Origin of the sequence: Streptomyces sp. NPDC091280, from assembly GCF_044768565.1 — a bacterium.
Taxonomy (GTDB): Bacteria; Actinomycetota; Actinomycetes; order Streptomycetales; family Streptomycetaceae; genus Streptomyces.
Genome location: NZ_JBIVUZ010000006.1, coordinates 52,640 through 78,512 on the forward strand (window position 1 = coordinate 52,640; position 25,873 = coordinate 78,512).

General features: G+C 70.2%; 26 protein-coding genes and 1 pseudogene. 12 read left to right on the forward strand and 15 right to left on the reverse strand.

Going from position 1 to position 25,873, the window contains the following annotated elements:
• Positions 1–5: 5 nt before the first annotated feature.
• Positions 6–839 carry a DUF4240 domain-containing protein gene (locus tag ACIQPR_RS18995; RefSeq protein ID WP_403649472.1) on the forward strand — a complete coding sequence of 278 codons (834 nt, stop codon included), beginning with the start codon at positions 6–8 and terminating at the stop codon, positions 837–839.
• Positions 840–965: 126 nt separating this feature from the next.
• Here ACIQPR_RS18995 and ACIQPR_RS19000 read toward each other — a convergent pair whose 3' ends face one another.
• On the reverse strand, positions 966–1,307 hold the full coding sequence (locus ACIQPR_RS19000) for a hypothetical protein (RefSeq protein ID WP_403649475.1): 342 nt from the start codon (positions 1,305–1,307) through the stop codon (positions 966–968).
• A gap of 114 nt (positions 1,308–1,421) precedes the next feature.
• On the opposite strand from ACIQPR_RS19000, the gene ACIQPR_RS19005 reads away from it, so the two are divergent.
• Complete coding sequence (locus ACIQPR_RS19005; RefSeq protein ID WP_403649478.1) at positions 1,422–2,078, forward strand: hypothetical protein; 657 nt, start codon at positions 1,422–1,424, stop codon at positions 2,076–2,078.
• 15 nt (positions 2,079–2,093) lie between these two features.
• Here ACIQPR_RS19005 and ACIQPR_RS19010 read toward each other — a convergent pair whose 3' ends face one another.
• The 6 genes and pseudogenes from ACIQPR_RS19010 to ACIQPR_RS19035 all read right to left on the reverse strand — a co-directional run bounded on the left by ACIQPR_RS19010 (position 2,094) and on the right by ACIQPR_RS19035 (position 8,650).
• Positions 2,094–2,864, reverse strand: a complete 771-nt coding sequence (locus ACIQPR_RS19010; protein ID WP_403649481.1) for a transposase — start codon at positions 2,862–2,864, stop codon at positions 2,094–2,096.
• A gap of 65 nt (positions 2,865–2,929) precedes the next feature.
• On the reverse strand, positions 2,930–3,649 hold the full coding sequence (locus ACIQPR_RS19015) for a hypothetical protein (RefSeq protein WP_403649484.1): 720 nt from the start codon (positions 3,647–3,649) through the stop codon (positions 2,930–2,932).
• A gap of 168 nt (positions 3,650–3,817) precedes the next feature.
• Complete coding sequence (locus ACIQPR_RS19020) at positions 3,818–4,372, reverse strand: hypothetical protein (protein WP_403649487.1); 555 nt, start codon at positions 4,370–4,372, stop codon at positions 3,818–3,820.
• A 1,744-nt stretch (positions 4,373–6,116) separates the two neighbouring features.
• Entirely contained in the window at positions 6,117–6,320 is a 204-nt protein-coding gene (locus ACIQPR_RS19025; RefSeq protein WP_403649490.1) for a hypothetical protein, read from the reverse strand.
• Positions 6,321–6,426: 106 nt separating this feature from the next.
• Positions 6,427–7,191: pseudogene (locus ACIQPR_RS19030) on the reverse strand (solute carrier family 23 protein); the annotation flags it as partial.
• Positions 7,192–7,303: 112 nt separating this feature from the next.
• Positions 7,304–8,650 (reverse strand): FAD-dependent oxidoreductase, encoded by a 1,347-nt coding sequence (locus ACIQPR_RS19035; RefSeq protein WP_403649493.1) that lies wholly within the window; start codon positions 8,648–8,650, stop codon positions 7,304–7,306.
• Between the two features lie 227 nt (positions 8,651–8,877).
• On the opposite strand from ACIQPR_RS19035, the gene ACIQPR_RS19040 reads away from it, so the two are divergent.
• Positions 8,878–9,354 carry a DUF6214 family protein gene (locus ACIQPR_RS19040; protein WP_403649496.1) on the forward strand — a complete coding sequence of 159 codons (477 nt, stop codon included), beginning with the start codon at positions 8,878–8,880 and terminating at the stop codon, positions 9,352–9,354.
• Positions 9,355–9,391: 37 nt separating this feature from the next.
• Here the strand turns inward: ACIQPR_RS19040 and ACIQPR_RS19045 are convergent, their stop codons facing one another.
• Positions 9,392–10,087, reverse strand: coding sequence for a TetR/AcrR family transcriptional regulator (locus ACIQPR_RS19045; RefSeq protein WP_403649499.1), 696 nt, complete (start codon positions 10,085–10,087; stop codon positions 9,392–9,394).
• Positions 10,088–10,349: 262 nt separating this feature from the next.
• On the opposite strand from ACIQPR_RS19045, the gene ACIQPR_RS19050 reads away from it, so the two are divergent.
• Positions 10,350–10,598: a DUF2630 family protein gene (locus ACIQPR_RS19050; RefSeq protein WP_403649502.1), complete on the forward strand. Its 249-nt coding sequence runs from the start codon at positions 10,350–10,352 to the stop codon at positions 10,596–10,598.
• A gap of 46 nt (positions 10,599–10,644) precedes the next feature.
• Here ACIQPR_RS19050 and ACIQPR_RS19055 read toward each other — a convergent pair whose 3' ends face one another.
• The 4 genes from ACIQPR_RS19055 to ACIQPR_RS19070 all read right to left on the reverse strand — a co-directional run bounded on the left by ACIQPR_RS19055 (position 10,645) and on the right by ACIQPR_RS19070 (position 13,745).
• A complete protein-coding gene (locus tag ACIQPR_RS19055; protein WP_403649504.1) occupies positions 10,645–11,340 on the reverse strand; it encodes an HAD family hydrolase in 696 nt (231 codons plus the stop codon).
• A 13-nt stretch (positions 11,341–11,353) separates the two neighbouring features.
• A complete protein-coding gene (locus ACIQPR_RS19060) occupies positions 11,354–12,022 on the reverse strand; it encodes a phosphatase PAP2 family protein (RefSeq protein WP_403649507.1) in 669 nt (222 codons plus the stop codon).
• A gap of 119 nt (positions 12,023–12,141) precedes the next feature.
• Positions 12,142–13,077, reverse strand: a complete 936-nt coding sequence (locus ACIQPR_RS19065; protein WP_403649511.1) for a M56 family metallopeptidase — start codon at positions 13,075–13,077, stop codon at positions 12,142–12,144.
• A 116-nt stretch (positions 13,078–13,193) separates the two neighbouring features.
• On the reverse strand, positions 13,194–13,745 hold the full coding sequence (locus ACIQPR_RS19070; protein WP_403649513.1) for a DUF5134 domain-containing protein: 552 nt from the start codon (positions 13,743–13,745) through the stop codon (positions 13,194–13,196).
• A gap of 159 nt (positions 13,746–13,904) precedes the next feature.
• On the opposite strand from ACIQPR_RS19070, the gene ACIQPR_RS19075 reads away from it, so the two are divergent.
• The 3 genes from ACIQPR_RS19075 to ACIQPR_RS19085 all read left to right on the forward strand — a co-directional run bounded on the left by ACIQPR_RS19075 (position 13,905) and on the right by ACIQPR_RS19085 (position 19,028).
• On the forward strand, positions 13,905–15,629 hold the full coding sequence (locus tag ACIQPR_RS19075; protein ID WP_403649516.1) for an FUSC family protein: 1,725 nt from the start codon (positions 13,905–13,907) through the stop codon (positions 15,627–15,629).
• Positions 15,626–16,261 (forward strand): MarR family winged helix-turn-helix transcriptional regulator, encoded by a 636-nt coding sequence (locus ACIQPR_RS19080; RefSeq protein WP_403649518.1) that lies wholly within the window; start codon positions 15,626–15,628, stop codon positions 16,259–16,261. The genes ACIQPR_RS19075 and ACIQPR_RS19080 overlap by 4 nt, the downstream gene beginning before the upstream one ends.
• Positions 16,262–16,379: 118 nt before the next feature.
• On the forward strand, positions 16,380–19,028 hold the full coding sequence (locus ACIQPR_RS19085; protein WP_403649521.1) for a cellulosome protein: 2,649 nt from the start codon (positions 16,380–16,382) through the stop codon (positions 19,026–19,028).
• A gap of 26 nt (positions 19,029–19,054) precedes the next feature.
• Here the strand turns inward: ACIQPR_RS19085 and ACIQPR_RS19090 are convergent, their stop codons facing one another.
• Positions 19,055–19,819: a VOC family protein gene (locus tag ACIQPR_RS19090; RefSeq protein ID WP_403649524.1), complete on the reverse strand. Its 765-nt coding sequence runs from the start codon at positions 19,817–19,819 to the stop codon at positions 19,055–19,057.
• 97 nt (positions 19,820–19,916) lie between these two features.
• Entirely contained in the window at positions 19,917–20,309 is a 393-nt protein-coding gene (locus ACIQPR_RS19095) for a VOC family protein (RefSeq protein WP_403649527.1), read from the reverse strand.
• A 76-nt stretch (positions 20,310–20,385) separates the two neighbouring features.
• Here ACIQPR_RS19095 and ACIQPR_RS19100 point away from each other — a divergent pair, with 76 nt between their 5' ends.
• Positions 20,386–20,925, forward strand: coding sequence for a GNAT family N-acetyltransferase (locus ACIQPR_RS19100; protein WP_403649530.1), 540 nt, complete (start codon positions 20,386–20,388; stop codon positions 20,923–20,925).
• 3 nt (positions 20,926–20,928) lie between these two features.
• Here ACIQPR_RS19100 and ACIQPR_RS19105 read toward each other — a convergent pair whose 3' ends face one another.
• Entirely contained in the window at positions 20,929–21,612 is a 684-nt protein-coding gene (locus ACIQPR_RS19105; protein WP_403649533.1) for a glycerophosphodiester phosphodiesterase, read from the reverse strand.
• A 352-nt stretch (positions 21,613–21,964) separates the two neighbouring features.
• On the opposite strand from ACIQPR_RS19105, the gene ACIQPR_RS19110 reads away from it, so the two are divergent.
• From ACIQPR_RS19110 to ACIQPR_RS19125, 4 genes are all read left to right on the forward strand, one after another.
• Positions 21,965–23,362 (forward strand): DUF6421 family protein, encoded by a 1,398-nt coding sequence (locus ACIQPR_RS19110; RefSeq protein WP_403649536.1) that lies wholly within the window; start codon positions 21,965–21,967, stop codon positions 23,360–23,362.
• Between the two features lie 38 nt (positions 23,363–23,400).
• Positions 23,401–24,147 carry an SDR family NAD(P)-dependent oxidoreductase gene (locus ACIQPR_RS19115; RefSeq protein ID WP_403649539.1) on the forward strand — a complete coding sequence of 249 codons (747 nt, stop codon included), beginning with the start codon at positions 23,401–23,403 and terminating at the stop codon, positions 24,145–24,147.
• A complete protein-coding gene (locus ACIQPR_RS19120) occupies positions 24,144–25,214 on the forward strand; it encodes a threonine aldolase family protein (RefSeq protein WP_403649542.1) in 1,071 nt (356 codons plus the stop codon). The genes ACIQPR_RS19115 and ACIQPR_RS19120 overlap by 4 nt, the downstream gene beginning before the upstream one ends.
• An 86-nt stretch (positions 25,215–25,300) precedes the next feature.
• Positions 25,301–25,873 carry a transglutaminase domain-containing protein gene (locus ACIQPR_RS19125; protein WP_403649545.1) on the forward strand — a complete coding sequence of 191 codons (573 nt, stop codon included), beginning with the start codon at positions 25,301–25,303 and terminating at the stop codon, positions 25,871–25,873.

Genomic DNA, 25,873 nt, shown 5'->3' on the forward strand with positions numbered 1-25,873 from the left:
CAGGAATGGTAGAAACAACAATCTGGCACCAGCTACGAGTGCTGGACGGGAAAGCCGACGAGGATTCCGTCGACCGCCTGGTGGCCGAGCTCGGCAAGCAGGGGGAAGCAGACATCCTGGCCTTCAGTGAGGCCCTCGCTGAAGCCCTGTGGCAGTTGGACACCGAGCGGCACTTCAATCAGCCAGTCCGCGACATCGATGACCCGGAAGACGAACTGCTGCCGCTGTCGAGCGACACGTTCCTCTACCTCAGATGCGCGGTGGTCGCTGCCGGCCGTCAGCGTTACGACCAGGTGCTGGCCGACCCCTCGGCACTGGCTGGAGAGTGGGACTTCAGCGAGGCCGAATTGCTGCTGGAAGCTGCGCCCCAGGCGTATGAGGCAGTGACCGGGCTTGCCTGGGATCACGAAACCGCACTCTCACCGGAGACGGGAAGCAACCCCACCGGCTGGCCGACAGCCCAGCACCAGAGCCACGTCCCGACCGATGACGACGGGCCGCCATGGCTCGCCTTCTCACTCGGGCTGGACGAAGGCGTCAGCCTCTCACTTGAGGAACTCCTCGACGAAGCGGCAGAACGAGTCCAGGCTGATCCGGAATGGCGGACATGGTACGACTCTCTCGGGGTCGAAGAGGTCGAAATCTTCCCGCTGTACACAACGGGACAGAGCGCACCTCCCAAGATTCGGAAAGGACGCCGCAGGGTTGTTGCGGAGTTCACGCGCTCGACGAGTGAACTGCGGCGCTCCAGTCTGACCGACTCGGAAAACGCAGAAGCCGAGATCCGAGAGCTGCTCCAGGCAACGCGTGACGCCCTCGAAGCGAGAGGATCTCGCTGACATAGGTGACAACCCGCGGTGCCGCCCAGCATGATCTGGGCGGCACCGCAGTCCGTTCCAGGCCACGAAGCCTGTGGATGACGCAAGCCTCAGCCAGTCCCGTGGAACGCCACCGGGGCCCGATCTTCAGAGTGTCCCGCCCGTAACGACACGGGAAGCCTCCAGCAGCACCTCAAGAATGGCGCCGAGCGTGCTCCAGTCCACGCTGTTCAACGCCATGATGTCGCCGAGACGGGCCATCTCCACGTAGGTGCGTTCGGAATCGGCTGCCTCGCCATGAGCGGCGGCGGCAGCTCGCAACTTCTCAGTTTCGGGACCGGTGAGTTCGACGGAGTACAGATGCGCCCGGTGCGTGCAGAGCGTGGCGGCAACCTGCCGGACATGATGCTTCTGTAGACGCTCTGGACCGATCGCAAGCCCGGCCTCCTCCCTCAACTCCTGAAGCGCGACGCTACGAGGGTCAGCCATGCCGGCGAAACTCGAAACCCCTTTGAGGCAGGTCGTGTTCTCTCCTAAGGCTTGTCCCGCAACGCTGAGGTGGGCGGTCGAGGGATCGAGGGACTCGCGGCCTATCCTCCTGTTGTGCACCTGCCGCGGGATCCATCGAACGTCGACCATGTTCTGGCGGCAGCGTTTCCGCCCCGGCTTGTCGTTGACGTGCAGAGCGTCCTGGCGGTCATGCCGGACGCCAGGGTCGCGCCGATGGAGTCCTTCGAGGTTGACGTGCAGGGCGAGACCGTCGCCATTCCCTTGCGCATCTACAACGAGGATCCGGGCGCCGACTTCGAGTGCTCCCTGACCGGAATCCAGCAGGTGATCTTGCATTGCCTGTACTCCCGGCACAGTGATGGACGGGTCCGCCAGCGCCACCTCGAACAGATCGTGGCGTCGGGGGAACCATGGGTGGCCCCGTTCGTGCTGCAGTTGGCTGGCGAGTACGTGCTGGAGATCCTTGACGTGATCGGACGGGGGCTTGCCGGCCTCGCTGTCCCGAACTCGGCCCAGCGCAGGCTCTATGGGGACTTCATCGCCCGGAATCCAGCCTTCTTCGCGCGCACGGAGCGACGCGTGGTGAGCTACTGGTCATGTTATTACCGCTGGAAATACACGGTCTTCGGGACGTATCCGGGATGCAAACTGATGGAGGCGTTCCGAGCCGCCGCGTCAGAACACGTGGGCGTGCGATGGCCGCGCCACACGCCACCTCCACTGGTCGGCATGGCTGGCGGACCTGCCTGAGCGTGGTCGTCGTCTCTATCCGGCGAGGGCAAGGTTGTGCAGGCGCGCGATGCCGAGCATGGCGTGGTGGACGCCGGTGCCTTTCAGGCGGCAGTCACGGAGGATCTTCCAGCTCTTCATACGGGCGAAGGCGTGCTCGACGCGGGCGCGGACTTTACGGTGGGAGGCGTTGTGTTCCTCCTTCCAGGCCGGGAGTTCAGTCCGGCCGCGTTCGCGGCGGTGCGGGATGACCAGCCCGGTGCCCCGGTAGCCGCCGTCCGCGATGACCATGGTCCTGCCGACGGCGTCCTTCGTGCCCGACAGCGCCCACGCCTTGCAGTCGTTGCGGTTGCCGGGCACCGGCCGGCCGACCGCGACCACGAGCCGGGTGTCGGCATCGATGACGACTTGATGGTTGGTCGAGTACCTGTAGTTCTTCGACTGCTCGGCGATCGTGTGGTCGCGCGTGGGCACCAGAGTCCCGTCCACGATGAGTACCGCGTCCATACGGAACCGCAGGCGGGGCCGGAGTGCGAGCAACGGCCCGAGATGATCGATGATGCGGTCGGCCGCGGACTTCGAGACGCCGAACAGCGGTGCTAGCTGCCGCAGGGTCAAGTTCGTGCGCCAGTAGGTTGTCACCAGCAGCACACGGTCCTCCAAAGACAGACTCCAGGGGCGGCCCTTACGTATCGGATCCGCGCCTTCCCGGCGTAACGCGGTGAACAGCTTGTGGAAGCCACGCGGGCTCAGTCCGCTGAACGGGGCTATCCAGGAAGGCTTCGATGCCGTGATCACACCAGTCACAGCGTGATCATGGCATCACACCGGCTGGGGAGAAGTAATTACCCTCTCCTCCGTGGAGATCGCGGTCAAAAGGGCGGTTCGCTGCTGCAGCCACCTGCCCACAGATCTGTGTCTTGCTCGTCAGGCAGCGCACCTGTGTCTTCTCCCCAGGACTTGAGACCACGGCCAGCAATAAAGCGATACGAGCGGTTGTCGCTGGAGACCAACACATCACGGACCAGCGGCGTAAGAGGGGCACGCTGCTGAACGAGCTCCGGGGCGTCCAGGAGCGAAACAGCCGCAGCAACGGCCGCTTCCTGAACAGCAAGGTCCGGAGCGTGGAGGAAAGCAGAGACAGCCTGGAAGAGCCCGGGACGCAGTGCCCGGACCTGGACGGACTCTGAATGCTCCTCCAGACAAAGCCCTACGCCCGCCATGTGCGCCTCTGCCTGGCTGTCGACCTCGATGGCCACCGACGTCACCCAGTCCAGCAAAGCAGCGCGCAGCGGAAGGACTCGGCCGTCACGGTCGACCACAAAGGTGCCCGTGCGCGGGTCGCTGAGGATCGCCGCCACATACAGTGCCGCAGGCACGGTCGCGGAGTAGATAGTGTTCTGGTGATGCACCGGGTCGTTGAGGTGCCGCAGAGCCCTGGCCTGTGTGCCGGCGTCGTCCGCCAACAGTCCGGCCAGCAGAGCAGGGGTTCCTGCGGCCGACCCACAGGCATGCTCGAGTGAAGCCCAGTCGGTCCCCGCCAACAGATCCCACGGGTCTGGGAGCAGATCATCAACATCCGTGATCGTCACACGTTGAGTATGGCTGTTGCTCCTACGCCTGCCCCTGCCACCTCATGCGCATAGCGGGACAACCCTTTAGCTTTGCCAAGGCGGCCTCCACCCTCGACGCGGACCCGTCCTGGGGCGGCCTCGGGGAGGGAACCGCGATTCGCCGCAGCAACGACGCAGACGCCCTCGTCACAGAATTGACTCGCGCGTTCCCTCGGTCAGGGGGCGCCCGCGATCAGCGAGTGCATCGAGTGGGAAGCCGTCACGCAGGAGCGGCAAGATCCGTTCGAAGTCGTGGAGCAGCCCTCCACCGTCAACGGGCCATAGCCGGGAGTCGGCGACCGCAACCCCGAAGTAAGCCCGGCCGGGCTCGTCATCCCAGGTCGGGTCCAGCACCGTGCCGTCAGGACGAACAACCCAGGCATGAGGCAAGTAGATGCCTGTCCCGACATGAGTGAGGGCGAACCCCTCGGCATAGATGAAGTCGTCACCTTGATGAGCCAGGGCGAAGCGCGCGGCATTGCTGTAGCAGAGCCGGTCCGGCATGGCAGGCACATCACCGGGGTGGGGCACGGGGGTGAAGCGACGGCCCAGGGCCATCAGGAGGTGGAACGGGCTTGGGTAGGTCCAGTCGTCTGGTGTGTGGTAGGCGCCGTGAGAAAGCTTGGCGTGCTGCCGGATGTGCTCGATGAGGCCCTCTTCGGCGGCGAGGAGGGCTGCGGCTTGGGGAGGACTGTTCGTCATTCTGAGTCAGACCTCCGGCGGCTCGTGAGTGCGGGCGACACGTATCTTCTCCCGATCAGGATCGGCAGTGTAAAACTCAGCACCTCGTCGGTGCTCCTGGCGACTTGACGTGGGGCTGCGTGCGCCTGGTCTCGCAACCGATCGGGTGACGTCCCATCAGTTCGTGGTCGAACCCGGTGCCCGGTGCCCGCAGCCGCCTGACCTGACCAGAAGTACCCGCCCCGGTCCCCACACCGCCCTCGGTGCGCAGCGCCGTCGGCTGGATCACCCGACACCCCGACGCCCTCACCGAGGACGAGACTCAGCGCCGCAGGGCCGATTTCGGCGGCTGCCCGGAACTGCGGCAAACCCACGACCTCGTCCGGGACTTCGCCCGGATGATCACTCAGCGAACGGGCGCCGGCCTGCATGACCCACTTCGCCTCGATACTCGCGGCCCGCGCCACCAGCCGTTCCGCTGGCGGAAGCACCAGCCGGGCCTCTCCAGAAGAGCCGTAGTGAAGTTCGAACGGCGTCCCTGTGGTGCCCCGGTCGTGTCTCCTGGGAGACGTCACCCGGCATCCCTTCACAGGTGAGTCCTCTGAAGACTCTGTACGCGACGCCAGTGTGGCATTGTCGGTGCGCGCGCGAGACACCGTGAGGACGCGCGCAGAACCCCAAGCGGTACACCGGCATCAGTTGGCGTCTTATCGGTGTCCCCGGCGAGTCTCGCTCGTGTCCCGATGAGTCACCTCGGCGCGCTTTCCTGGCCAGCCGGTTCCGCTCGTTCTCCTCACGCCGCTGGGCCTTCCGCGCATTCCTCGCAGCGGCCTCCTGCATCTGCTTCGCCCGCACCCGCTGCACGTTCCATGCGAGGTACCATCGGTCATTTGCGCTATCCGCCCGGGGGCGGCAAGACCATGTTGTCCGTAGCACTCGGGCGGGTGGTCTTCCCCACGCCCGCGTGTCCTCCCGGCGCCGCACCAAGGCCGCCTGCGCAGACACCCCGAGGTCGCCGGCGCTGTGACGATCATCCGGATCTACCTCGGAGACGACGGGAGAGTCGCACGACCGAGATCACCATGCCGCGCGTGCGGCCCACCACGGTTTGCCGCTATGGAGGCCGGGCGGAGATCCGCCCGGCCTCCGATGCGTCCACGGGCAAGCCCCCGCTCCGCCGGAATTCTGCGCGGGACCGGTCGGAGCGGGGCATTCCGGCGTGTCGGAGACCTGCCGGGATTCAGTGCGACCGGATAGCTCTTCGTCTCACCTCGTCTCACACATCTCTCACAGACCAGAGCGCACGGGGGCACGGGGGAGCCCCTGACCTGGACATTTGATGTCATCACGGACCACGGTCGACCAGATGGACGCCCCGTAAGCTAGGGCCAGCGAGCTGGAGTATGAACCGGCCCCGGCCAGTGCTGCTCTTGGTGTCCCCGGCGAGGTGCTGGACGGCCTCTCGGGCTTGCGTGAACGGCTGCGCCAGAGCGGCTCTGAAGCGATCTTCGGTGCTGACTTCAGTGGGGCGTGGAAAAACCCCAGGGTGACCGTATGGGTCGGTTCCTGGGGCCGGAAGCCGACCACGGCTCGGGAGCGCCTTCTTGAGGTACTTGATCGGATCCGCCAATGCGGCACCCCGTTCATGACGAAGGCCGCCACGAGGGCGGCCAGGATGATCACCTTGTGTGCGATCAGCAGGCCCACGGCCTCCTCCGGGGAGGACGGATGCAGGGATAGGCCCTCTGGCAGAACGGGCAGACCATCAGCCCTCCTCCGTCGTCGTGCGGCGGGCGGCGTAGCCGGACTGGCTGCGCCCGGCCATGAGGCCGCGCTGGTAGGCGGCCTCAATGTGGACCAGGACGAGATCCATCCCGGCCTCGGTGAGGCTGGCGCCGCTGACCGCGGCTCGCTCGGTGACGGCCTCCAAGGTTCCGCGCAGATTGGCCGTCCAGGCGCGCTCGGACATGGTTTCTCCCATGATGAAGCCCTCCGCTGGGGGCAGGGGCCTTGAAGTTCGCGCTGGTCAGGCGGCAAGCGGATAATTTTTAGGGATCATGGTGTAACCGAACACACACGGTGACCAGGGCCACCACCAGCATCGACACGATCGCCGAGGCGTGGAAGGTGGGCGTGCCGAAGTGGAACGGCGTGCTGATGCCGACCCAGTCGGCGTCCCCGACCCCGCCGAAGTCCGTGAACCCGAACACCACTGCGGCGACCAGTCCCACGGCCATGCCGATCAGCACCGCGATCCGGCTCAGGAACGCGGGCGCGAACCGCTGCACGCCCAGGACGACCACGAGCACGAAGGCCGCGAGCGCGAGGTTCTTCGGCGCGCCGAAGTCCTGCGAACCCTGGCCGCCCGCCGCCCAGTTGCCCGCGACGGGCAGCAGCGAGAGCCCGATGATCAGGATCACGGTGCCGGTGACGAGCGGCGGGAAGAAGCGCAGCAGCCGGCCGAACACCGGTGCCAGCAGGGCGATGGCGAGCCCGGCGACGATCACGGAGCCGTAGATCGCGGGCAGTCCGCCGCCCGTCGTGCCGATCAGGACCATCGGCGAGACGGCCGCGAACGTGCAGCCCTGCATGATCGGCAGCCGCACCCCGAAGCGCCAGAAGCCGACGCACTGGATGAGCGTCGCGATCCCGCACACCAGCAGGTCGGCGGTGATCAGATACGCCAGGTCGGCGGCGGACAGCTTCATCGCCCCGCCGACGATCAGCGGCACCGCCACCGCGCCCGCGTACATCGCGAGCACGTGCTGGAGCCCGAAGGCGGCCAACTGCCGTACGGGTGGCACCTCGTCGACGGGATGCACGGGTGTGGTCGTTGCCATGGGCACTCCTGAGCGGCGGAGGGAGGGGAAAGCGGGGACAGCACGAGACCGTAGGCGCCTTGAACAGTTTGTTGATTTCTGTGCTGTTGCCGCTGTGTGTCATGCCCCTCGGCTAGGTGTGCGACCCACGCACCGCCGCCAACAGGGCCTCCCAGTCCGGCAGTTTGACCACACCGCCGCGCCCGAGCGAGGCGCCCAGCTCGGCCTCGGCCCGCTCGATGGCCTCCCAGCCGGACCATTCGACCGGCTCGATCCCCTCGGCCCGCAGCGCGGCGAGCGGATCCGTGGACGCTTCCCCGGGTGCGAGCGCGGAGGCGTCCTCCAGCAGGGATGTCACCGTCTCCTTGGCGTCCGGGCGGTTGGTGCCGATGACGCCGGTCGGGCCCCGCTTGATCCAGCCGGCCACGTACTCGCCGGGCGCGGGCCGCCCCTCACGCAGGACTCGGCCCAACCGGTGCGGCACCACGCCGAGTTCGGCGTCGAACGGCAGCCCGTCCAGCGGCACCCCGCGATAGCCCACCGAACGCAGCACCAACTGCGCCTCGATGTCCATCAGTCGACCAGTGCCCAGGACCCCGCCCCGCCCGTCCGGAGCGGTCCGTTCGAAACGCACCGCGCCCACCTGCCCGGCCGCGGCGAGGAGTTCGACCGGGCGGAGGAAGAAGCGGAGGTGGATACGGCGGGCGGCGCCCGAGGAAGGCAGCGCCGCCCAGCTGCGCAGCGTCTCCACGTTGCGGCGCTGCGCGGCGGGCAGGGCCGCGAGGTCCTGACAGGCCGGGTCGAGCGCCAACTCGGCCGGATCCACGATCACTTCGGTGTCCGGCAGACCGCCCAGTTCGCGCAGCTCCTTGGTGGTGAAGCGGGCCTGCGAGGGACCGCGCCGCCCCACCATGTGGATGTCCGTCACGCCGCTCGCGGCCAGCGCGGTGAGCGCGGCCTGTGGTATGTCGGTACGGCTCAGCTCGGCCGTGCCGCGCGCCAGTATCCGCGTGACGTCCACCGCGACATTGCCCACACCGATGACGACGGCCGAGCGCGCGCCGAGCGCGAAACCGTCGGCGGTCGCGTCCGGATGGGCGCTGTACCAGGACACGAACTCGGTCGCCGACCAGCTGCCCGGCAGCTCCTCGCCGGGAATCCCCAGGTGACGGTCGGTGGCCGCGCCCACGCAGTACACGACCGCGTCGTACAGCTCCCGCAGTCGTACGGTGCTCAGCCCGCCGGGCCCCACCGGGACCCCGCCGAGGAACCGCACCCGCTCGTGCTCCAGCACTGTGCGCAGATTGTTCTGCAACGACTTGATCTTCTCGTGGTCCGGTGCCACGCCGTAGCGCACCAGACCGTACGGGCAGGGGAGCCGGTCCAGGACGTCGACGAGCACCCCGGGCTCACGCTGGACCAGGCTCTGGGCGGTGTAGACCCCGCTCGGCCCGGAACCGACGACGGCGACACGCAGCACGGCGGAACTCCTCACCCGTCAGGCACACAGGAGGTCGCTGAATCGCCAGACCGCTGGCGACTCCAGGGTCCCACCTACGGGGCTCCGCTGACAGGGTGCCGTGCGGACCCGTACGCGGTGGAGGCGTGCGTGTCCGTTCGTATGGAATGTGATCATGCGGTTACGTTGCGTATGTGCTAGAAGCATCCTTTGTTAATCTTTCCGATCGCTGCCCGGAGGACGGCGCGGTGTCCGTGTGGCCCGCCTGGGAAGTGCAGGAGCGCGACGGCGCCACCTCGTGGTTCCACGTCCGGCTGTCCTTCACCGACGGCGCCCGGGTCGACGCCCTCGCCGTGATCTGCGACCAGTGCGTCTCCGTCGAGGACGTACGGGCCCAACCGGCCCTGTCCCTCGACGACTTGACGGTACTGGCGGACTGGATCGAGGGGCCGATCTTCGAGGCGTGCGGCATGGAGGCGGGTCCGCCGGACGAAGGGGAGGAGGGTGTCGGGCCGGGCGGAGCGCGCCGGGCCCGGCCGCCCTGGCCGCGTGGCATCGAGGGGCGGTGGCTGGTCGCCCAGGAGTACCGGGCCGCGCAGGAGGAAGGCGTCGATCCGGTGCTCGCGGTGATGTGCGCGACCGGGCACAGCCGGCGACGCTCGCTTCGGCTCATCTCCCAGGCGCGGGACGCTGGATATCTGACGCCTCGTCACGCACGGCGCTGAGCAGGTGAGTCGGGCGGGGGGACTGTGCGGACACGGTCTAGGTGGCGGAGGGCTCGGTGGGTTGGTCGTCCGTAGTGGGGCCGTCCGTCGCGAAGAACCGCGACAGGTCCGTCTCGGCCGCCGCGCGCGGTGTGCCGGCGGCCTCGGGCGGGATCCCCAACTCCCAGTCGAGTCCGTACCGTTCGAACAGCTCGGTGCGCAGCACCGGGATCGGCATCGGCACCCCGGGCACGAGCGCGGCGTAGACCGCGCCCATGAGGAGGGCCCGCAGCATCGGGTAGTCGGACGGGGTGCTGCCCGACCCGTACCGTGCGATCGTCTCCCCGAGCAGTTCGGCCAGGCGCCGCTGCTCGGGGCACTGCACGAAGCCCTCGCCCTGGAGCAGCCCCGCCATGTGCTGGCGCATCAGCACGGGCCGGTCCTGTGCGAGACCCAGGATCGCGTCGATGGCGCGTGCCATGCGCTCCCGCCCGTCCGCGGTGCGCGGCTCGCGCTCCAGCGCCTCCTCCAGCGTGCGGTGCATCAGCCGGTGCACGGCGGACTGCACCAGTTGGCGTTTCCCGGGGAAGTAGTACGACACCAGTCCGCGCGCCGAACCGGCCCGGTCCGCGATGTCGCCCAAGGTCGTGGCCTCGAAGCCGCGCTCGCCGACCAGCTCCACCGCCGCCTGGAGGAGCCGCTCCCGGGAACGCCGTCGCAACTCTTCATTGACCGATGCGCTTCGCGGGGACATGCTGTAACTCCTGCGTTGACTGGCTATCAGCCAACTATACTCAGGGTGTCCGGGTCCCCGTCGCGAGGGCCCGTCGAATGCTGCCGTCCGTCTGGGGCGACGCGGGGGATCGTCTCAGGCGGGCGGCTTCCTTTTCGCCCCGATGGTTTCCCGGGGCGACTTTTCGCCGGGTGTCCGCCACCGCCTTCTCGCACACCTGTCGCACGGCTCGTGAACCGTCCCTAGAGTGGGCACGGGTGACGAGCCGAGGAGGCGCACGGACATGGACCGGGACCAGCAGATTTTCGCGCGGATCAACGAGATGGTCGACGACGAGCGCAAGCTCCGGGAGGCACTCGCGTCCGGCGCGATCGACAGCACCACGGAACACCAGCGTCTGGGTCAGCTGGAACGCGAACTCGACCAGTGCTGGGACCTGTTGAGGCAGCGCCGCGCCAAGGTGGAGTTCGGCGGTGATCCGGACGAGGCGCGGGTGCGCCCCGAGTCCGAGGTGGAGGGATATCAGGGGTGATCCGGCGGGTGGCGCCGGCTCGCGGACTTCCGGAGCCGGCCCCGGCTCAGCCCTGACCGACCAGGTCGAGCACGGGGCGCAGGGCGTCCGGCCGTTCGGTCACCGGGCGGTGGTCCACGAAGTGCACTCCGCAGCCCAGGGCCGCCGCCCCGCCGTCCGCGCGCCGGTCGTCGCCGACCATCAGCACGTCCTCCGGCTCCACCCCGAGCGCCTCGCAGGCGACCGCGAACAGCCGCGGATCCGGCTTCTGGATGCCGTGCTCGTACGACAGCACATACGCGTCCACGTAGGCGTCGAGACCGTGCTCCCGGAACACCGGCCGCAGATCCCAGCCGATGTTGCTCACCACGCCCACACCGATGCCACGCTCGCGCAGTGTCCGCAGCACGACTTCCGCGTCCGGGTACGGCGTCCAGGCGGCCGGGGTCATGTGCCGGTCGTACAACGCGTCGTGCAACGCCGGGTCGGGGAGCGGGACTTGGCGAGAGACGCCGGTGTACGCGGCACGGTGCAGTTCCGCGCTTTCGTCCCGGACCGCCCACATCCGGGCCCACTCCGCGGGCAGTCGCTCCGGCTGCGCCCCGCCCGGCATCGCCCCCGCCGCCTCCAGCGCCCGCGCCGCGTCGGCCAACTCCGGCTCGGGCAGCGCGATCCCGGTCTCCCGCAGCACTGCCCGCAACCACGACTCGGTGGACTCGATACGGAAGAGGGTTCCGGAGAAGTCGAACAGGACGGCGCTCATACCGTGATCCTACTCAGCGGCTCACCGACGCCCACCGTCGCTCGTACACCCCGACAGCCGCCGCCACCAGCAACGCGCCGAGCAGCCAGCCGCCCACCACGTCCGAGGGCCAGTGCACCCCCAGCCACACCCGGGTCAGTCCCACCCCCTCCACGGAGACCACGGCCGCGGTCATGGCCGTACGCCATACGGCGGCTCCGGCGTCGTGGCGGCGCAGGAGCCACAGGAGGAGGCCGCAGACCACGGTGGCGGTCATGGCGTGGCCCGAGGGGAAGGCCGCGTAGTGGGCGGAGTCGACGGGGTCGGGCCACACCGGGCGGGCACGGCCGACCAGTGCCTTCAGGGACTGCTGGAGCAGTGTGCCGAGCGCGCAGGTGGCCGCCAGCCACAGGGCCGTCCACCACGCGGATCGCCGCCACACCAGCCACACCGCGATGGCCGCGCAGAGCAGACGCAGGGTGAGGGGGTCCCACACCCAGTCCGTCAGCACGCGGCACACCCGCGTCACCCCGTGCTCCTCGACCGCCCAGCGGTGCGTCGTCGCGGCGATCCGGTCGTCGAGACCGATCAGCGGACGCCACTCGACCGCGACCAGGGTGAGCAGCAGCGCGGAGCACAGGGCCAAGGCGAGGACCAGGACGACGGTGGTGGGGCGGCGGGTGGGACGGGAGGGGCGGCGCATACGACGATCCTCGCCGATCCGTGCCGTTCCATGCCGATCCGTGTCGGTCGACGCCCGTCCACTCCGGTCCATGCCCGTCCGCTCCGGTCCGCTCCGGTCCGCGCCGGTCCGCGTCGGCCTCAGCCGAGTGCCCGCAGCCCCGGTACGAACGCCACCAGCACCGGGATGACCGGTACCAGTGCCGCCGTCGCCGTCAGCCCGAGGCGGCGGGTCGGCGTGAGCCGGTCCTGAGGTGTGAGCAACCGGTGCACGCGCTGCGGAACATGGGCGTGCGGGGTCGGGCACGGCCCGAACACCCCGCGGTCCTCGTTGAGTTCGACGAGTGCGAGCGCGGTCGTGAGGCGGCCGAAGCGGCGGGAGGCCATGTCGTCGGCGGCGAGTTCGACCAGGCGGTGCATCTCGTCCCGGAACGCGGCGAACACCGGGACCTGCGGGAACCCGGTCGCGAGCGCCGCCGAGCAGTGCAGCAGCCAGTCGTGCCGGGCCTGCGCGTGCCCCTGCTCGTGGGCGAGCAGCGAGTCCAGCTGCCGCCCCTTGAGCCGTCGCAACGCGGCCGTGGTGATGACCAGTTGGGGCGCGGGACCGGACATCCACCACGCGTCCGGCCGCTCGCCCTCCAGCACGACCAGCGGCTCGGCGCCCGGCTCCTCGCCGGGCAACAGCGGTGCGCGCACCAGGAGTTCGGCCCTGCGCCGCCGACGCCGCGACCGGGCCCGTAGGACTTCACGGACGAGCATGGCGACCGTCCAGGCGCCGCCGCACGCGAGGGCGACCGCGGTCGCCGCGGCCCAAGGGCCGGTCGTCACAAGGGGATAGGCGTCCAGCACGGCGTGCGGGGCATTGGCGAAGACGTGCCCGCGCACCGCCTGCCACGCGGCGGCGGCGCTGAGTGTCATCGACAGGGCGCAGCACAGGAGGACGGCCGCCACGACGCACTGCCACACCCACAGCGCGAGCACCGGTTCATGGTCCGGCCAGTCGGCCCGGGCGAGCAGCCGTGGGGCGACGACGGCGGCCAGGGCGCCGAGCAGCAACAGTGCCGCGGGGACCATCATGGGAGCACCCTATGAGCGCCGCGGTGATCAGGGGTACGGCTTGTGACGGCAAAGTGACGCAGACCACGATTCCGTACAGTGCCCCCGATCGCCGCATCGACCGCTCCTTCTGTCCCTCAGAGCGTCAGCAGCATCGCGACCATGGCGATCCCCATCGACAACCGGCACGCGCGGGCCAGCTCCGGCCGGTCGCCCCACCCGACACGGACGCCGGTACCTGCGGCGGCGCCGGTGACAGGGACGAGCCGTATGCCCGACAGCAGCACGTACCCCACGAAGTAGAGGAGCAGCACGCCTGTCACGAGCGGGACTCCGGAGCCGTCGTGCTCGTGGTGGTGGGCGGGGGAGGCGCCCATCACGAGCGCCATGTAGACCATCGCGGCGGTGCCCAGGAGATGGTGCACGTGGTGCGGGCTCCTGCGCGCGGTCCACAGGGCGCGCAGCGCCGCCGCGCCGAACACCGCCGCGTAGCAGGGCCAGGCCCACGACGGCGGTGCGAACACCGCGGCGGGCACGGCCATCGCGGCCATCCCGAAGCCCATCAGGGCCTCGCCGCCGGCGGCCCGTCGCTGCTCCGCGACGGGGCTGCGCATCCGCAACAGGCAGTAGGCCCCGGTCGCGGCGCAGAGCGCGACCAGCAGCCAGCCGGGCGAAGCCGATCCGTGCATGCGTGTCCCCGTTCCACCCCTGTGATCACTCTTCGTGGACGATCGGTCACAGGATGCCCCTGCCGCATGGGGCGCAAGCGAGCGCAACGGTGCAAACGGGGAGCACGTGAGGAGCGCGGATATGTTTCACGAGTAAAACACCTGCTAAACTTCTCTCCCATGAGCAGTGCGACCCCCACCCCACGAGTCCGGCGCCTTCCCCTCGCCGGTGTGCTGCGCCTCGGCCGGCCCTCCGACATCTGGTTCAAGCCCGCGCTCAGCGTGGTCGCCTCGGTCGCCCCGCCCAACCTGACCCTCCTGGCCCTGGGCCGCCTCGACCTCGCGATGTACACGATGGCCGGCTCCTTGTGCGCGCTCTACGCCCACAACAAGCCCTACGCCGCCCGGGCCCGCGCCCTGGCGTGGGTGGTGCTCGGGATGGTCGGCGGCCTCGCCGTCGCCCTGGTCACCGCCTCCCTCACCGCGAACGCCGTTGTGCTGGTCACGGTGGGCGCCGCCCTGGCCGCCGTACAGAAGGGCCTGTGCGACGCCACCCGCATCGGCCCGCCCGGGAACGTCGTCCTCACCTTCATCAGCTCCGCCTCGCTCTTCGCGCCCCAGACCCTCGCGCAGGTCCCCGGTCACCTCGCCCTCGCCGCCGTGGCGGGCGGCTGGGCGTGGCTCGTCGGCATGGCCCCCGCCCTCGTCCGGCCCTACGGCCCCGAGCGCCGCGCCACGGCCCAGGCACTGGACTCCGTCGCCGCGTACGCCGCCCTGCGGGGCGCCGGAGCCGCCCAGGCGCACGCCGTCGAGGACCACGGCCCCGCACGGGCGCGGGCACGCGCGCGTGCCGGAGCGGCAGCCGCCGTCCACGCCGCCTGGCAGTCCCTCCTCGCCACCGGCACCCCGGCCACCGGACCCCGGCGCGCCCTCGAACGCCTCGTCGTCCGCGCCGAGGTCGCGCTCGCCGCGCCCGCCGACGCCGACCCGGAGCCGCTCCGCGCCTGGGCCCGTGCGCTGCGCGGCAGGGGACCCGTCCCGGAGACCGGTGACCCGGCCGGCGCCGTGGCCGAACTCCTCGGCGTGGACGCCGAACTCGCCGCCCCCGCCCGCCCGTTGTGGACCAGGCTCGGCCCGCTCACCCCCCTCGTGCTGCGCACGGCGATCGGGTGCGCGCTCGCCGGATACGCCTCGCTCGCCCTCGGGGTCGGCCGCCCCTACTGGGCCCTCGTCACCGCCGCCTCCCTCTACCAGGCCAACATCAGCCTCACCTGGGGCCGGGGAGTGCAGCGCGTCGTCGGCAACCTCGCGGGCGTGCTCGTGTTCGCCGCCGTGGCGCCACTCGCCCATGCCCGTCCGGTGGTCCTCGTGCTGTGCTGCCTCGCCTTCAACTTCGGCGCCGAGGCGCTGATCGGCCGCAACTACTGGCTCGGCAGCGTCTGCGTGACCCCGATGGCCCTGCTCATCACCGAGTTCGCCCGCACCCAGCAGCCCGGGGAGCTGATCACCCAACGGGTGGTGGACACCCTCGTCGGCGCCCTGGTCGGCCTCGTGGCCGCGGTCGCCGTCACCAACCGCCGCGCGACCGACCGCGTACAAGAAGCGCTCACCGCGGTGGAAGTCGCCCGTGCGCGGGCCGCGCGCCTCCTCGCCGAACCCGCCCCCACCCCCGGCGCGCCGGCGTCCGCGCACCTCGCGCTGGCCGCCGCGCTGGTCGAACTGCGCGCCACCGTCGACGCCGCCTCCGGCGAGTGGTGGCAGCGCGCCCTGCCCCAGGAGCGGGTCGTGCTCGCCGAACGGTCCGGACACCGTACGCTCGCCGCGACGGTACGACGCCGGGGACCGCTTCCCCGGCCGGCTGGGGAACGGCTCACGGGCAGAAAGACGGAGGGCGCACGGGGATGACGTCAACGAGCGGACGACCGGCGGAGACGAACGGCCGGCCCGCGGAGACGAACGAACTAACGGCGGAGGCGAACGGGCGGTCGGCGGACGGGACCGCCGCGACCCGCCCGACCTCTCCGGGCGTGCCCCGCCACGACACCGTCGCCGCCGTCGTCGGGCAGTGGCAGAGCGTGCACCCCGACCTCGACACCGGGCCGATGGAGATCATCGGCCGCATCAACCGCTGTGCCGCCCTGCTCCAGCAGGCCGAGGACGCGCCGCTGCGCCGGGCCGGGCTCAGCCGCCCCGAGTTCGACCTGCTCGGCGCGCTCCGCCGCACCGGGCGCGAACTGACCCCGAGCGAGCTGACCCGGGAGACCTTCTCCTCGGGCGCCGCCGTCACCAAGCGCCTCAAGCACCTGACCGAACGCGGACTCGTCGAGCGCCGCGGCGACACCCGAGACCGCCGCGTCGCCCACGTCCGCCTCACGGACGCCGGCCGCGACCTCGTCGACGAGATCCTGCCCGAACAACTCGCCTACGAGACCACCGTGCTCGCCGGTCTCGACACCCCCGGGCAGGGTGAACTCGCCACCCTGCTCGGCGAGTTGCTGGTCCAGCTGGAAGGGCGGCTGGGCGTGCTGCGCGTCTGAGCCGCCGCAGGCGGACGGTGCCCGACCGTTGACGTGGGGCGCGTGATCTCCCTACGTTCGACCAGGTCGGTTCGGGACACCGACTGTCGTACGACATGTCGAACAAGGGATTGATGCCGTGGCAGCCGAAGCCTCCACCCCCGAGACCCTCACCATCGACCTCGGCACCGACACCGGCCCCTTCCACGGCGGTGCGAGCGGCACGCTCTACGGCCTCTACGGCGACGGCGTGCCCAGCCGGAACGTCGTCGAGGGCATGTACGTCCGCACGGTCTCCACCAAGGCCCAGGACGGCACCCAGCACCCGGGCGCCGACGCACTGGAGATACTGCGCCCCTTCGTCGAGGCGGGCGGCCGGGACGTCTACGTCTACCTCACCGACATCTACCGCGGCTTCCCCTACGAATGGCCCGGCGCCACCGGCCCCGAGCGCCTCGCCGACTTCACCGCGCGCGTCCGCAGGCACGTCGAACAGGTGCTGGAACTCGGCGAGTACCGGTCCCACGTGGTGTACGTCCCGTTCAACGAGCCCGAGGGCAACATGTTCGGCACGGGGGAGTGGAGCCACGACGGAACCTCCTGGCGCACCGACCCGCACGCCTACTTCACCGCCTGGCGGGACATCTACCGCCTGATCAAGGAACTCGACCCCGGCGCCCGCATCGCCGGCCCCAACACGTGCGAGCTCTACGACGAGGTCAGGGGCTTCCTGGAGTTCGCCGCGGCCGAGGACGTACTGCCCGACGTCGTCACCTGGCACGAGCTGTCCTCACCGGACGAGATCCGCACGAACGTCGCCAAGTACCGTGCCCTGGAACGCGAGTTGGGCATCGGCCCGCTCCCCGTCAACATCAACGAGTACGCCCACAACTACCACTTGTCCGTCCCGGGCCAGATGATCCAGTGGATCGCGGCGATCGAGGAGTCCAAGGTCGACGCCGACATGGCGTACTGGAACATCGACGGCAACCTCAACGACTCGGCTGTCGAGGCCAACAAGGGCAACGGACAGTGGTGGCTGTTCAACGCCTACGGCCAGTTCACGGGCCACACCGTCCATGTCGCCGCGCCCCACCCGAACGCGCAGTACACCCTCCAGGGCGTCGCCGCGCTCGACCGGGACAAGCGACAGGCACGGGTGCTGTTCGGCGGCTCGGCCGGCGCGGCCGACGTCGTCTTCGAGCACGTCGACCCCGAAGTCTTCGGTATGGCCGTGCACGCGCGACTCCTGGAGATCCCCTGGACGGGTCAAGTCGGCGCCTCCGCCCAGCCGTTGCGGCTCGCCGACCATGAACTCCCCGTCTTGGACGGGAAAGTGACGCTGCGTCTGACCGACCTGGAGGAGATGTCGGCCTACCAGGTGATCCTGTCCCCGGGAGGCGAGGGTGCCGTGGCGTCGCCGCCCTCGGTCGGCTGGCGGCGGACGTACCAGGCCGAGGACGCGGCCTACATCGGCGGCGGGCGCTCCCTGAACGGGCCCGAGGGCTCCCCGTCCGACGTCGACAGGTTCGCCACGTCGACCGGCTACCACGTGGGCGGACTGCGCACCGGCTCCGACGGCGTGCTCGCCTTCTCGGTCGAGGTCCCGCAGGACGGGACGTACGACGTGAGCGTCTTCGCCAACTCCTACAACCTGGCCGACGCGGTCCGCGAGCAGGGACCCACCAACGTCTTCCTGCGCGTCGACGGCCGCGACCCGCGCGAACTCAGGCTCCCGCTCGGCTACAAGTGGGCGGTGTGGGGCCACACCGACACCCAGGTCGAACTGACCGCCGGGGCGCACACGATCACCCTCGCCGCCATCGACCCCGACCTGGGCGTCACGCGGGGCGACGCGGTCGTCGACAAACTCGACCTCGCCCTGCGCGACGAGCGACGGGCCGGGTCCGCGCTGTACGACGCCGAGTTCGCCGCGCTGGCGGGTGGCGCTCGCGTCGACCACACGATCCGGGGGGCCTCCGGTCCCGGTGTCGCCGTACTGCCCCGGGGCGGCAGCGCCACCTTCTGGGTGCACGCGGCGGACGCCGGGGAGGCGGCGGTGGCGATCGACCGGATCGGCCCGGGGGAGGGCGAGTTGACGGTCAACGGCGAGAACGTGGGGACGGTGGGCGGAGCGGACGAGGGGATCGCGGTTGGAGAGGATGGAAGGATTGCAACCGGAGGGGACGAGGGGATTGTTGAACGATCCTTCGTCCCTCTCTTCCTCATGGCGGGCATCAACAAGGTCACCGTCACCGCCACGTCCGACCGGCTCGTCGTGGACCGCCTGCGCACAGAGCCGTCACGCGGCCTCCTGGCCACCTCGACGTACCCGGCGCAGGAGGGCACCACGACCGGCGGGGCCCGGGTCACCGGCGCCCACACCTTCGCCACCGGCGGCAAGGCGGTCGACGGCATCGGAGCCGGACCCGGGAACGCCCTCACCCTGACCGTCACGGCGGAGCGAGCAGGCCGGCACGCGCTCACGATCCGCTACTCGAACGGCGAACAGGCGCCCGCCACCCACTACAACCCGGACCCGGTCTGCCGCCACGCGGACATCGCGGTCAACGGGGCCGCCCCGCAGCGCGTCCTGTTCCCCACCACCTTCCACTTCAACAACTTCCACGACCTGACCGTCCCCGTCACCCTCGACGAGGGCGCCAACACGCTCACCTTCACCGCCGACGAACTCCCGGACCACGACGGCCACTCCACGAACCAGTACGGCCAACGCTCCGCGTACGCCCCGGTGATCGACCGGCTGACGGTGACCCGGCTCGCCTGACGGCGGGGTGCGCGCGGCGGACGGGCTCAGGCCGCCGCGCCCGCCGCGTGCACCCCGAACACCGCGCCCTGCGGATCCCGCAGCACCGCGATCCGCCGTACGTCGGCGAGGGCATGGGGCTCCATGAGGACCGCACCGCCCGCCTCCGTCGTCGCGGCGGCGGTCGCGTGGACGTCGGTGACCGCGAAGTACGGCAGCCAGTGCGGCGCGACCTGCGGCGGGAACTTCTCGTCCATCGTCATCATGCCGCCGAAGTCGGCGCCGTCGATGCCCCACTGCGGGTAGTGCGCCGAGGGCCGCAGGGTCCAGCCGAACACGGTCGGGTAGAAGGTCGCGGCCCGCTCGGGCGCCCGTGTCAGCAGCTCCACCCAGCCCAGCGCGCCGGGCGAGTTGAACAGCCCGGCGCCGGGGAAGGACCGCGCCTGCCACATCTGGAACACGGCCCCGCCCGGGTCCAGGGCGACCGCGAAGCGCCCGATGTCGAACACGTCGGCCGGCTCCATCAGCAGCGTCCCGCCCGCCGTACGCACCCGCTCGGCGGTCGCGTCGGCGTCCGCCACCGCGAACGACACGTTCCACGCCACCGGCTGCGACTCCTCGAACAAGGGGGTCAGCCCGGCGACCGCCGTGTCCCCGACGTGCGCGACCGTGTAGCCGCCCGCCTCCTGCCGGGGATCCGTCTCCGGACGCCAGCCGAGGACGTCCGCGTAGAACCGCTCGGCCGCCTCGAGGTCACTGGTCCCGAGCTCGACCCAGCAGGGCCCACCGGTCACCGGCCCATCGAGCTTCATGGCGTTCCTTCCGCGGGAAGTACCCCTCCCAGCACGCTAAGCCCGGACCGCGACCCCGGCCAGCCGGTACGGCGGGGCGCGCCCCGCCGCCGTAGGCCTAGATGCCCGGCCGGTACCGCAGCGGATGATCGGCCGGTACCTCCACCAGCACGATCCGGGTCCCGTCCGGGTCCGCCACCCACATCTCCACGAGCCCCCAGGGTTCCTTCACCGGCGGCCGTACGATCTCGACCCCCTTCGCCCGCAGTTCCTCGTGCGCGGCCCCCGCGTCCGGGACCTGGAGCCACAGCTGCACGGCGGTCGAGGGCGGGGTGTCGGAGCGGCCGGAGACCTCCAGGAAGCCGCCGCCGAGGAAGTAGACGGTCCCGCGCTCCACGCCGGTGCCGAACTCCCGGTAGACGGGCAGTCCGAGCTGATCGCCGTAGAAGGCGCGGGAACGGTCGGGGTCGGTCGGGCGCAGCAAGATACGGCTGCTGAGTACATGCACCATGCGGCCGGAGCCTAGCCTTCCCACCGCGTTACTCTCGTCCCTGCCCGAGCCGCGCCCCTGATCGGAGTTGTGCACCATGGACACCGCCGCCACCGGACTCACCTTCCGCGACGCCACCGACGCCGATGTGGACGCCCTGGTCGGGCTGATCGAATCGGCCTACCGGGGGGACGACAGCCGGGCCGGGTGGACCACCGAGGCGGACATCCTCGAAGGGCAGCGGACCGACCCGGACGGTGTGCTCGCGGTCATCAAGGCGCCCGACAGCCGGCTCCTGGTCGTCGAGCGCGAGGGCCGGGTCGTCGCCTGCTGCCAGCTCGAACACCGGGGCGATTACGCCTACTTCGGGATGTTCGCGGTCAGCCCGCTGCTCCAGGGCGGCGGCCTCGGCAAGGTCGTCATAGCGGAGGCGGAGCGCGCGGCCGGGGAGACCTGGGGGGTCAAGGAGATGCACATGACCGTGATCTCCGTACGGAACGACCTCATCGCCTGGTACGAGCGCCGCGGCTACCGCCGTACGGGCCGGATGACCCCGTTCCCGTACGGCGACGAGCGGTTCGGGATTCCGCAGCGCGACGACCTTCAGTTCGAGCTGCTGGTCAAGGAACTCGCGTAGCCCTCACGCGGTGAAGCGGCCCGTGCGCTTGATCTCCGGGTAGTCGGTGGTCGCGCCGTCCAGCTCCAGGGCGCGGACGAGCCGCAGGTGGTCCTGAGTGTTGACCACCCAGCCGATGATCCTCAGGTCCGCCTTGCGGGCCGCCTCCACGACCTCCAGGGTCAGCCTGCGGATGTTGAGGCAGACCGTTTCGGCACCGGCCTCCGTGGCCCGCTCCACCACGTCCGGGCCGAAGCGGCCGGCGATCAGCGCGGTGCGGACACCGGGCACCAGGCGGGCGATCTCGGTGATCGCCTCGTCGTGGAACGAGGACACCTCGACCCGTCCGACCAGGTCCCGCCGGTGCATGACCTCGGCCAGCGCCCGTGCCGCCGCCAGGTCCTTGATCTCGGCCTGGAGCGGCGAGCGGACGGCGTCCAGGACCTCCTCGAAGGTGGGTACGCGCTCGCCGCGGCCCGCGTCCAGGGTGCGCAGTTCGTCCAGGGTCCGCGCGGCGATCGGACCGGTCCCGTCGGTCGTACGGTCCACGTCGGCGTCGTGCATGACGACGAGGGCGCCGTCCCTGCTCAGATGCAGGTCGAGTTCGATGACGTCGAGGCCCGCCTGCTCGGCGGCGACGAAGGAACGGAGAGTGTTCTCGGGTTCGAGACCCATGACTCCGCGGTGACCGATGGTAAGGAAGTTCAAGGTTCAACTCGCTTCCGTCGACGGCGGCTCGGCACGCGCGCGTGGGCGCGGCCGGACAGCGGCGTCCACGCGGCAGAGCCGCAGCCTAACGGCCCGGCCCGGCGTTGGACCCGCGCGTACACGGAGGAGCGGGGAGCCGGGCTGCGGAGGCGATCGGCCGGTGGCCGGTTTCGGCGGCTCGGTACCTGGGTAGCCGCGCGGTGTCTCTTCGGCGGCCTTCGCGGTATCCGGCAGGAAAAAGTTCGGTCACGTCCCGGGGTGCGCAGGATAATTTCCCGAGGATCCCCTTGCTGGGAGAAACCACATATGTATACGGTTTCCATACGCAGGGTTCTCCCGTGGAGGATGGGACATGACGGAAATTCTTGTGCAGGTGGGTTCGGAGGAGCGGGTTCCTCCCGTGACCAGGGTGGTGGAGCATCCGGCATGGCCCGTGCTCAAGGATGCGGTGGAGCGGATCCGGCCATGGCAGGCCAAGGACGGATCGATCGACTTCGCCGCCGAGGGCGCCCCGGACCGCGCGGAGGCCGAGCGGGCCTTGCGCCGGGTGACGGCCGCCGTCGAGGAGCTCTCCCCGCTGCTCCCGCACGACGCGCCGTATCACGCGGCCCTGGTCGGGGATCTCGCGCGATGGGCCGACGACGGCTTCCAGGTGCCCGACTTCCTCGACTCGCTGCTGGCCTTCCAGCCCGCCGCGAACCGCCGGGACGGCCTCCAGCATCTGGTCGTCTTCCCGATGTACACGCAGAACGGCAACCCGGACCGCAACCTCGAAGCGGTCGTCCTGCGCATGGTCTGGCCGGACTGGCTGGCCGAGCTGGAGGCGACCCGCTACGACAACCCGCTGTTCTGCGGCATCACCTTCGAGGCCTTCACGTCCGGCTACGACACCAACTCGGCCGTGCTCTTCCCGGAGACCATCGCCGTACGCCAGGCGCCGGAACGATTCTCCTGGGGTGGCATCTTCTGCGACCGCGAGGCCGCCCGCTTCCGCCGGGTCACCGAGGCCGCCGTCGACATCCTCGGCATGCGCCTGCCCGAGGACATCGCCACGATGGTCGACGACCAGAAGCGCTGCGAGGAGGCCTTCGTCCTGTGGGACATGGTCCACGACCGCACCCACAGCCACGGCGACCTGCCCTTCGACCCGTTCATGATCAAGCAGCGCCAGCCGTTCTGGATGTACGGCCTCGAAGAGCTGCGCTGCGACCTCACCGCCTTCAAGGAGGCCGTGAAGCTGGAGGCCGAGGGCGTCCCGCAGGCCCGTGACGTGCAGTACGCGGTCATCTGCGACCGCATGTTCCGCTTCCCGGTCACCGGCGAGCGCGTCCGCAACTACGACGGACTCGGCGGCCAGCTCCTCTTCGCCTACCTGCACAAGCACGACGTCGTCCGCTGGACCGACAACAAGCTGCACATCGACTGGCAGCGCGCCCCCGAGGTCACCAACCAGCTGTGCGCCGAGATCGAGGACCTCTACCGCGCGGGCATCGACCGCCCCAAGCTCGTCCACTGGTTCAAGGCCTACGACCTGGTCGCCACCTATCTCGCCCCGCACCCCGGCTCCAAGTGGGCCAAGGGTCCGGACGCCCTGGACCTGAGCCAGCCGCCGCGGAAACTCGTGGATGACGTGCTTCCGGACGAGTTTCCGCTGAGCATGTTCTATGAGGCACTCTCCAAGAAGCTCAAGAACGTGATCGCGTCGACCCGGGGCATCACGGCCGAGAGCGCCGAGCGGATCGCCGCGTGAGCGACCGCAGGACCGAAGCGGCTCAGGAGGCGAGGACCATGGGGAACGGGGCGCTCGACGGCGCGGTGATCGCGGTGGCCGGAGCGGGCGGGCCGGCGGGCCACGCCGTGCTGCTGCGGCTGGCGGAGGCGGGCGCGACCGTCATCGGCTCGGACGCGCATCCCGAACGTCTGGCGGAGGCCGTGGACGCGGCCCGCTACGCGCACGGCGGCGCCACCGTCGTCGGCGACACCGTCGACCTGCTCGACCCGCAGGCCACCCGCGACTGGGCCGCGCACATCGAGAAGGACTTCGGCCGTGTCGACGGCCTCGTCCACCTCGTCGGCGGCTGGCGCGGCAGCGCCACCTTCACCGACACCGACCTCGCCGACTGGGACCTGCTGGAGAAGCTCCTCATCCGCACCGTCCAGCACACCTCCCTGGCCTTCTACGACGGCCTGGAGCGCAGCGACCGCGGCCGTTACCTGCTGATCAGCGCGGCCGGCGCCAGCAGGCCCACGGCGGGCAACGCGGCCTACTCCGCGTCGAAGGCCGCCGCCGAGGCCTGGACCCTCGCGATGGCCGACGGCTACCGCAAGGCGGGCGGCCCGGACGGGCCCACCTCCGCCGCCGCCGTCATGGTCGTCAAGGCACTGGTGCACGACGCGATGCGCGCCGAACGCCCGAACGCGAAGTTCGCCGGCTTCACCGACGTCAAGGACCTCGCCGAGGCCATCGCCGGCGTCTGGGACAAGCCCGCCACCGAAGTGAACGGAAACCGTCTGTGGCTGACCGAGAAGCCGTGAACCCTCCGAAGACCGACGCACGGCGCCACCACGACCCGGAGATCCGCGGCTTCGCCAGCGACAACTACTCCGGCGCTCACCCCGAGGTGCTCGCCGCCCTCGCCCTCGCCAACGGCGGCCACCAGGTCGCCTACGGGGAGGACGACTACACCGACCACCTCCAGGGCGTCATCCGCAGCCACTTCGGTGCCACGGCCGAGGCCTTCCCGGTCTTCAACGGCACCGGTGCCAACGTCGTCGCCCTCCAGGCGGTCACCGACCGCTGGGGCGCGGTGATCTGCGCCGAGAGCGCCCACATCAACGTCGACGAGGGCGGCGCCCCCGAGCGCATGGGCGGGCTGAAGCTGCTCACGGTGCCCACTCCGGACGGCAAGCTCACGCCCGAACTGATCGACCGGCAGGCCTACGGCTGGGAGGACGAGCACCGTGCGATGCCGCAGGTCGTCTCGATCACCCAGAGCACCGAACTCGGCACGCTGTACACGCCCGACGAGATCCGCGCGATCTGCGACCACGCCCACGCGCGCGGGATGAGGGTCCACCTCGACGGCTCCCGGATAGCCAACGCGGCGGCCTCGCTCGACGTCCCCATGCGGACGTTCACCAACGCGGTGGGCGTCGACATCCTCTCCCTGGGCGGGACGAAGAACGGCGCGATCTTCGGCGAGGCGGTCGTGGTGATCAACCAGGACGCCGTCAGCCACATGAAGCACCTGCGCAAGCTGTCCATGCAGCTCGCCTCCAAGATGCGCTTCGTCTCCGTGCAGTTGGAGGCGCTGCTCGCCAAGGACCTGTGGCTGCGCAACGCCCGCCACGCCAACGAGATGGCCCAGCGCCTCGCCGAGGGCGTCCGCGCGGTGCACGGAGTGGAGATCCTCCACCCGGTGCAGGCCAACGGCGTCTTCGCCCGCCTTCCGCACGAGGTGAGCGTGCGCCTCCAGGAGCGCTTCCGGTTCTACTTCTGGGACGAGGCGGCCGGCGACGTCCGCTGGATGTGCGGCTTCGACACGACCGAGGACGACGTGGACGCGTTCGTGGCGGCGCTCAAGGAGGAGATGGCGCGGTAGCCCAGCTCGCCTTCCGCTTGCATAGATATGCGGTCACCCGGAAAGTAATTGACTCTCGGGTGATCGCTTTCCTATGCTCTCCGTCCATGGAGCTGATCCAGAACACCCCCGATCTGTCCGCGTACTTGGCCGCCGACGAGGTCATCGACCATGACCATCCCCTGGTGCGGGAGACGGCCGCGCGACTGGCGAGGGACGCGGCGGACTCGTATGTCTATGCGCGACTGGCCTTCGAGTTCGTGCGCGACGGGATTCCCCACTCGCACGACAGCGGTGACCCGCGCGTCACCTGGCGGGCCTCCGACGTCCTGGAGCAGGGCACCGGCATCTGCTACGCCAAGGCGCACGCGCTGGCCGCCCTGCTGCGCGCCGAGGACATTCCGACGGCCCTGTGCTATCAGAAGTTCGACGTGGTGCACGGGCTGGTCGCCGTGCGGTTCAACGGCGCCTGGCACCGGCAGGATCCGCGCGGAAACAAGCCGGGCGTGGACGCGCGGTTCTCGCTCGACGGCGAGCGGCTGGCCTTCGTGCCCGATCCGGAGTTCAATGAGCTGGACTATCCGGTCCTGTACGCTGAACCACACCCGGTCGTGCTCCGCGCCCTCCAGGCCGCGCCCGACCGGTCCCACCTGTGGCAGACGCTCCCGACCGCACTCTGA

Coding starts and splice junctions, on each gene's coding strand:
- ACIQPR_RS19070 (WP_403649513.1), bottom strand. CDS start 13,745: ATGCACGGATCGGCTTCGCCCGGCTGGCTGCTGGTCGCGCTCTGCGCC.
- ACIQPR_RS19000 (WP_403649475.1), bottom strand. CDS start 1,307: ATGGCTGACCCTCGTAGCGTCGCGCTTCAGGAGTTGAGGGAGGAGGCC.
- ACIQPR_RS18995 (WP_403649472.1), top strand. CDS start 6: ATGGTAGAAACAACAATCTGGCACCAGCTACGAGTGCTGGACGGGAAA.
- ACIQPR_RS19020 (WP_403649487.1), bottom strand. CDS start 4,372: ATGACGAACAGTCCTCCCCAAGCCGCAGCCCTCCTCGCCGCCGAAGAG.
- ACIQPR_RS19055 (WP_403649504.1), bottom strand. CDS start 11,340: ATGAGCGCCGTCCTGTTCGACTTCTCCGGAACCCTCTTCCGTATCGAG.
- ACIQPR_RS19100 (WP_403649530.1), top strand. CDS start 20,386: ATGGACACCGCCGCCACCGGACTCACCTTCCGCGACGCCACCGACGCC.
- ACIQPR_RS19025 (WP_403649490.1), bottom strand. CDS start 6,320: ATGTCCGAGCGCGCCTGGACGGCCAATCTGCGCGGAACCTTGGAGGCC.
- ACIQPR_RS19045 (WP_403649499.1), bottom strand. CDS start 10,087: ATGTCCCCGCGAAGCGCATCGGTCAATGAAGAGTTGCGACGGCGTTCC.
- ACIQPR_RS19115 (WP_403649539.1), top strand. CDS start 23,401: ATGGGGAACGGGGCGCTCGACGGCGCGGTGATCGCGGTGGCCGGAGCG.
- ACIQPR_RS19080 (WP_403649518.1), top strand. CDS start 15,626: ATGACGTCAACGAGCGGACGACCGGCGGAGACGAACGGCCGGCCCGCG.
- ACIQPR_RS19110 (WP_403649536.1), top strand. CDS start 21,965: ATGACGGAAATTCTTGTGCAGGTGGGTTCGGAGGAGCGGGTTCCTCCC.
- ACIQPR_RS19090 (WP_403649524.1), bottom strand. CDS start 19,819: ATGAAGCTCGATGGGCCGGTGACCGGTGGGCCCTGCTGGGTCGAGCTC.
- ACIQPR_RS19060 (WP_403649507.1), bottom strand. CDS start 12,022: ATGCGCCGCCCCTCCCGTCCCACCCGCCGCCCCACCACCGTCGTCCTG.
- ACIQPR_RS19050 (WP_403649502.1), top strand. CDS start 10,350: ATGGACCGGGACCAGCAGATTTTCGCGCGGATCAACGAGATGGTCGAC.
- ACIQPR_RS19095 (WP_403649527.1), bottom strand. CDS start 20,309: ATGGTGCATGTACTCAGCAGCCGTATCTTGCTGCGCCCGACCGACCCC.
- ACIQPR_RS19075 (WP_403649516.1), top strand. CDS start 13,905: ATGAGCAGTGCGACCCCCACCCCACGAGTCCGGCGCCTTCCCCTCGCC.
- ACIQPR_RS19065 (WP_403649511.1), bottom strand. CDS start 13,077: ATGATGGTCCCCGCGGCACTGTTGCTGCTCGGCGCCCTGGCCGCCGTC.
- ACIQPR_RS19125 (WP_403649545.1), top strand. CDS start 25,301: ATGGAGCTGATCCAGAACACCCCCGATCTGTCCGCGTACTTGGCCGCC.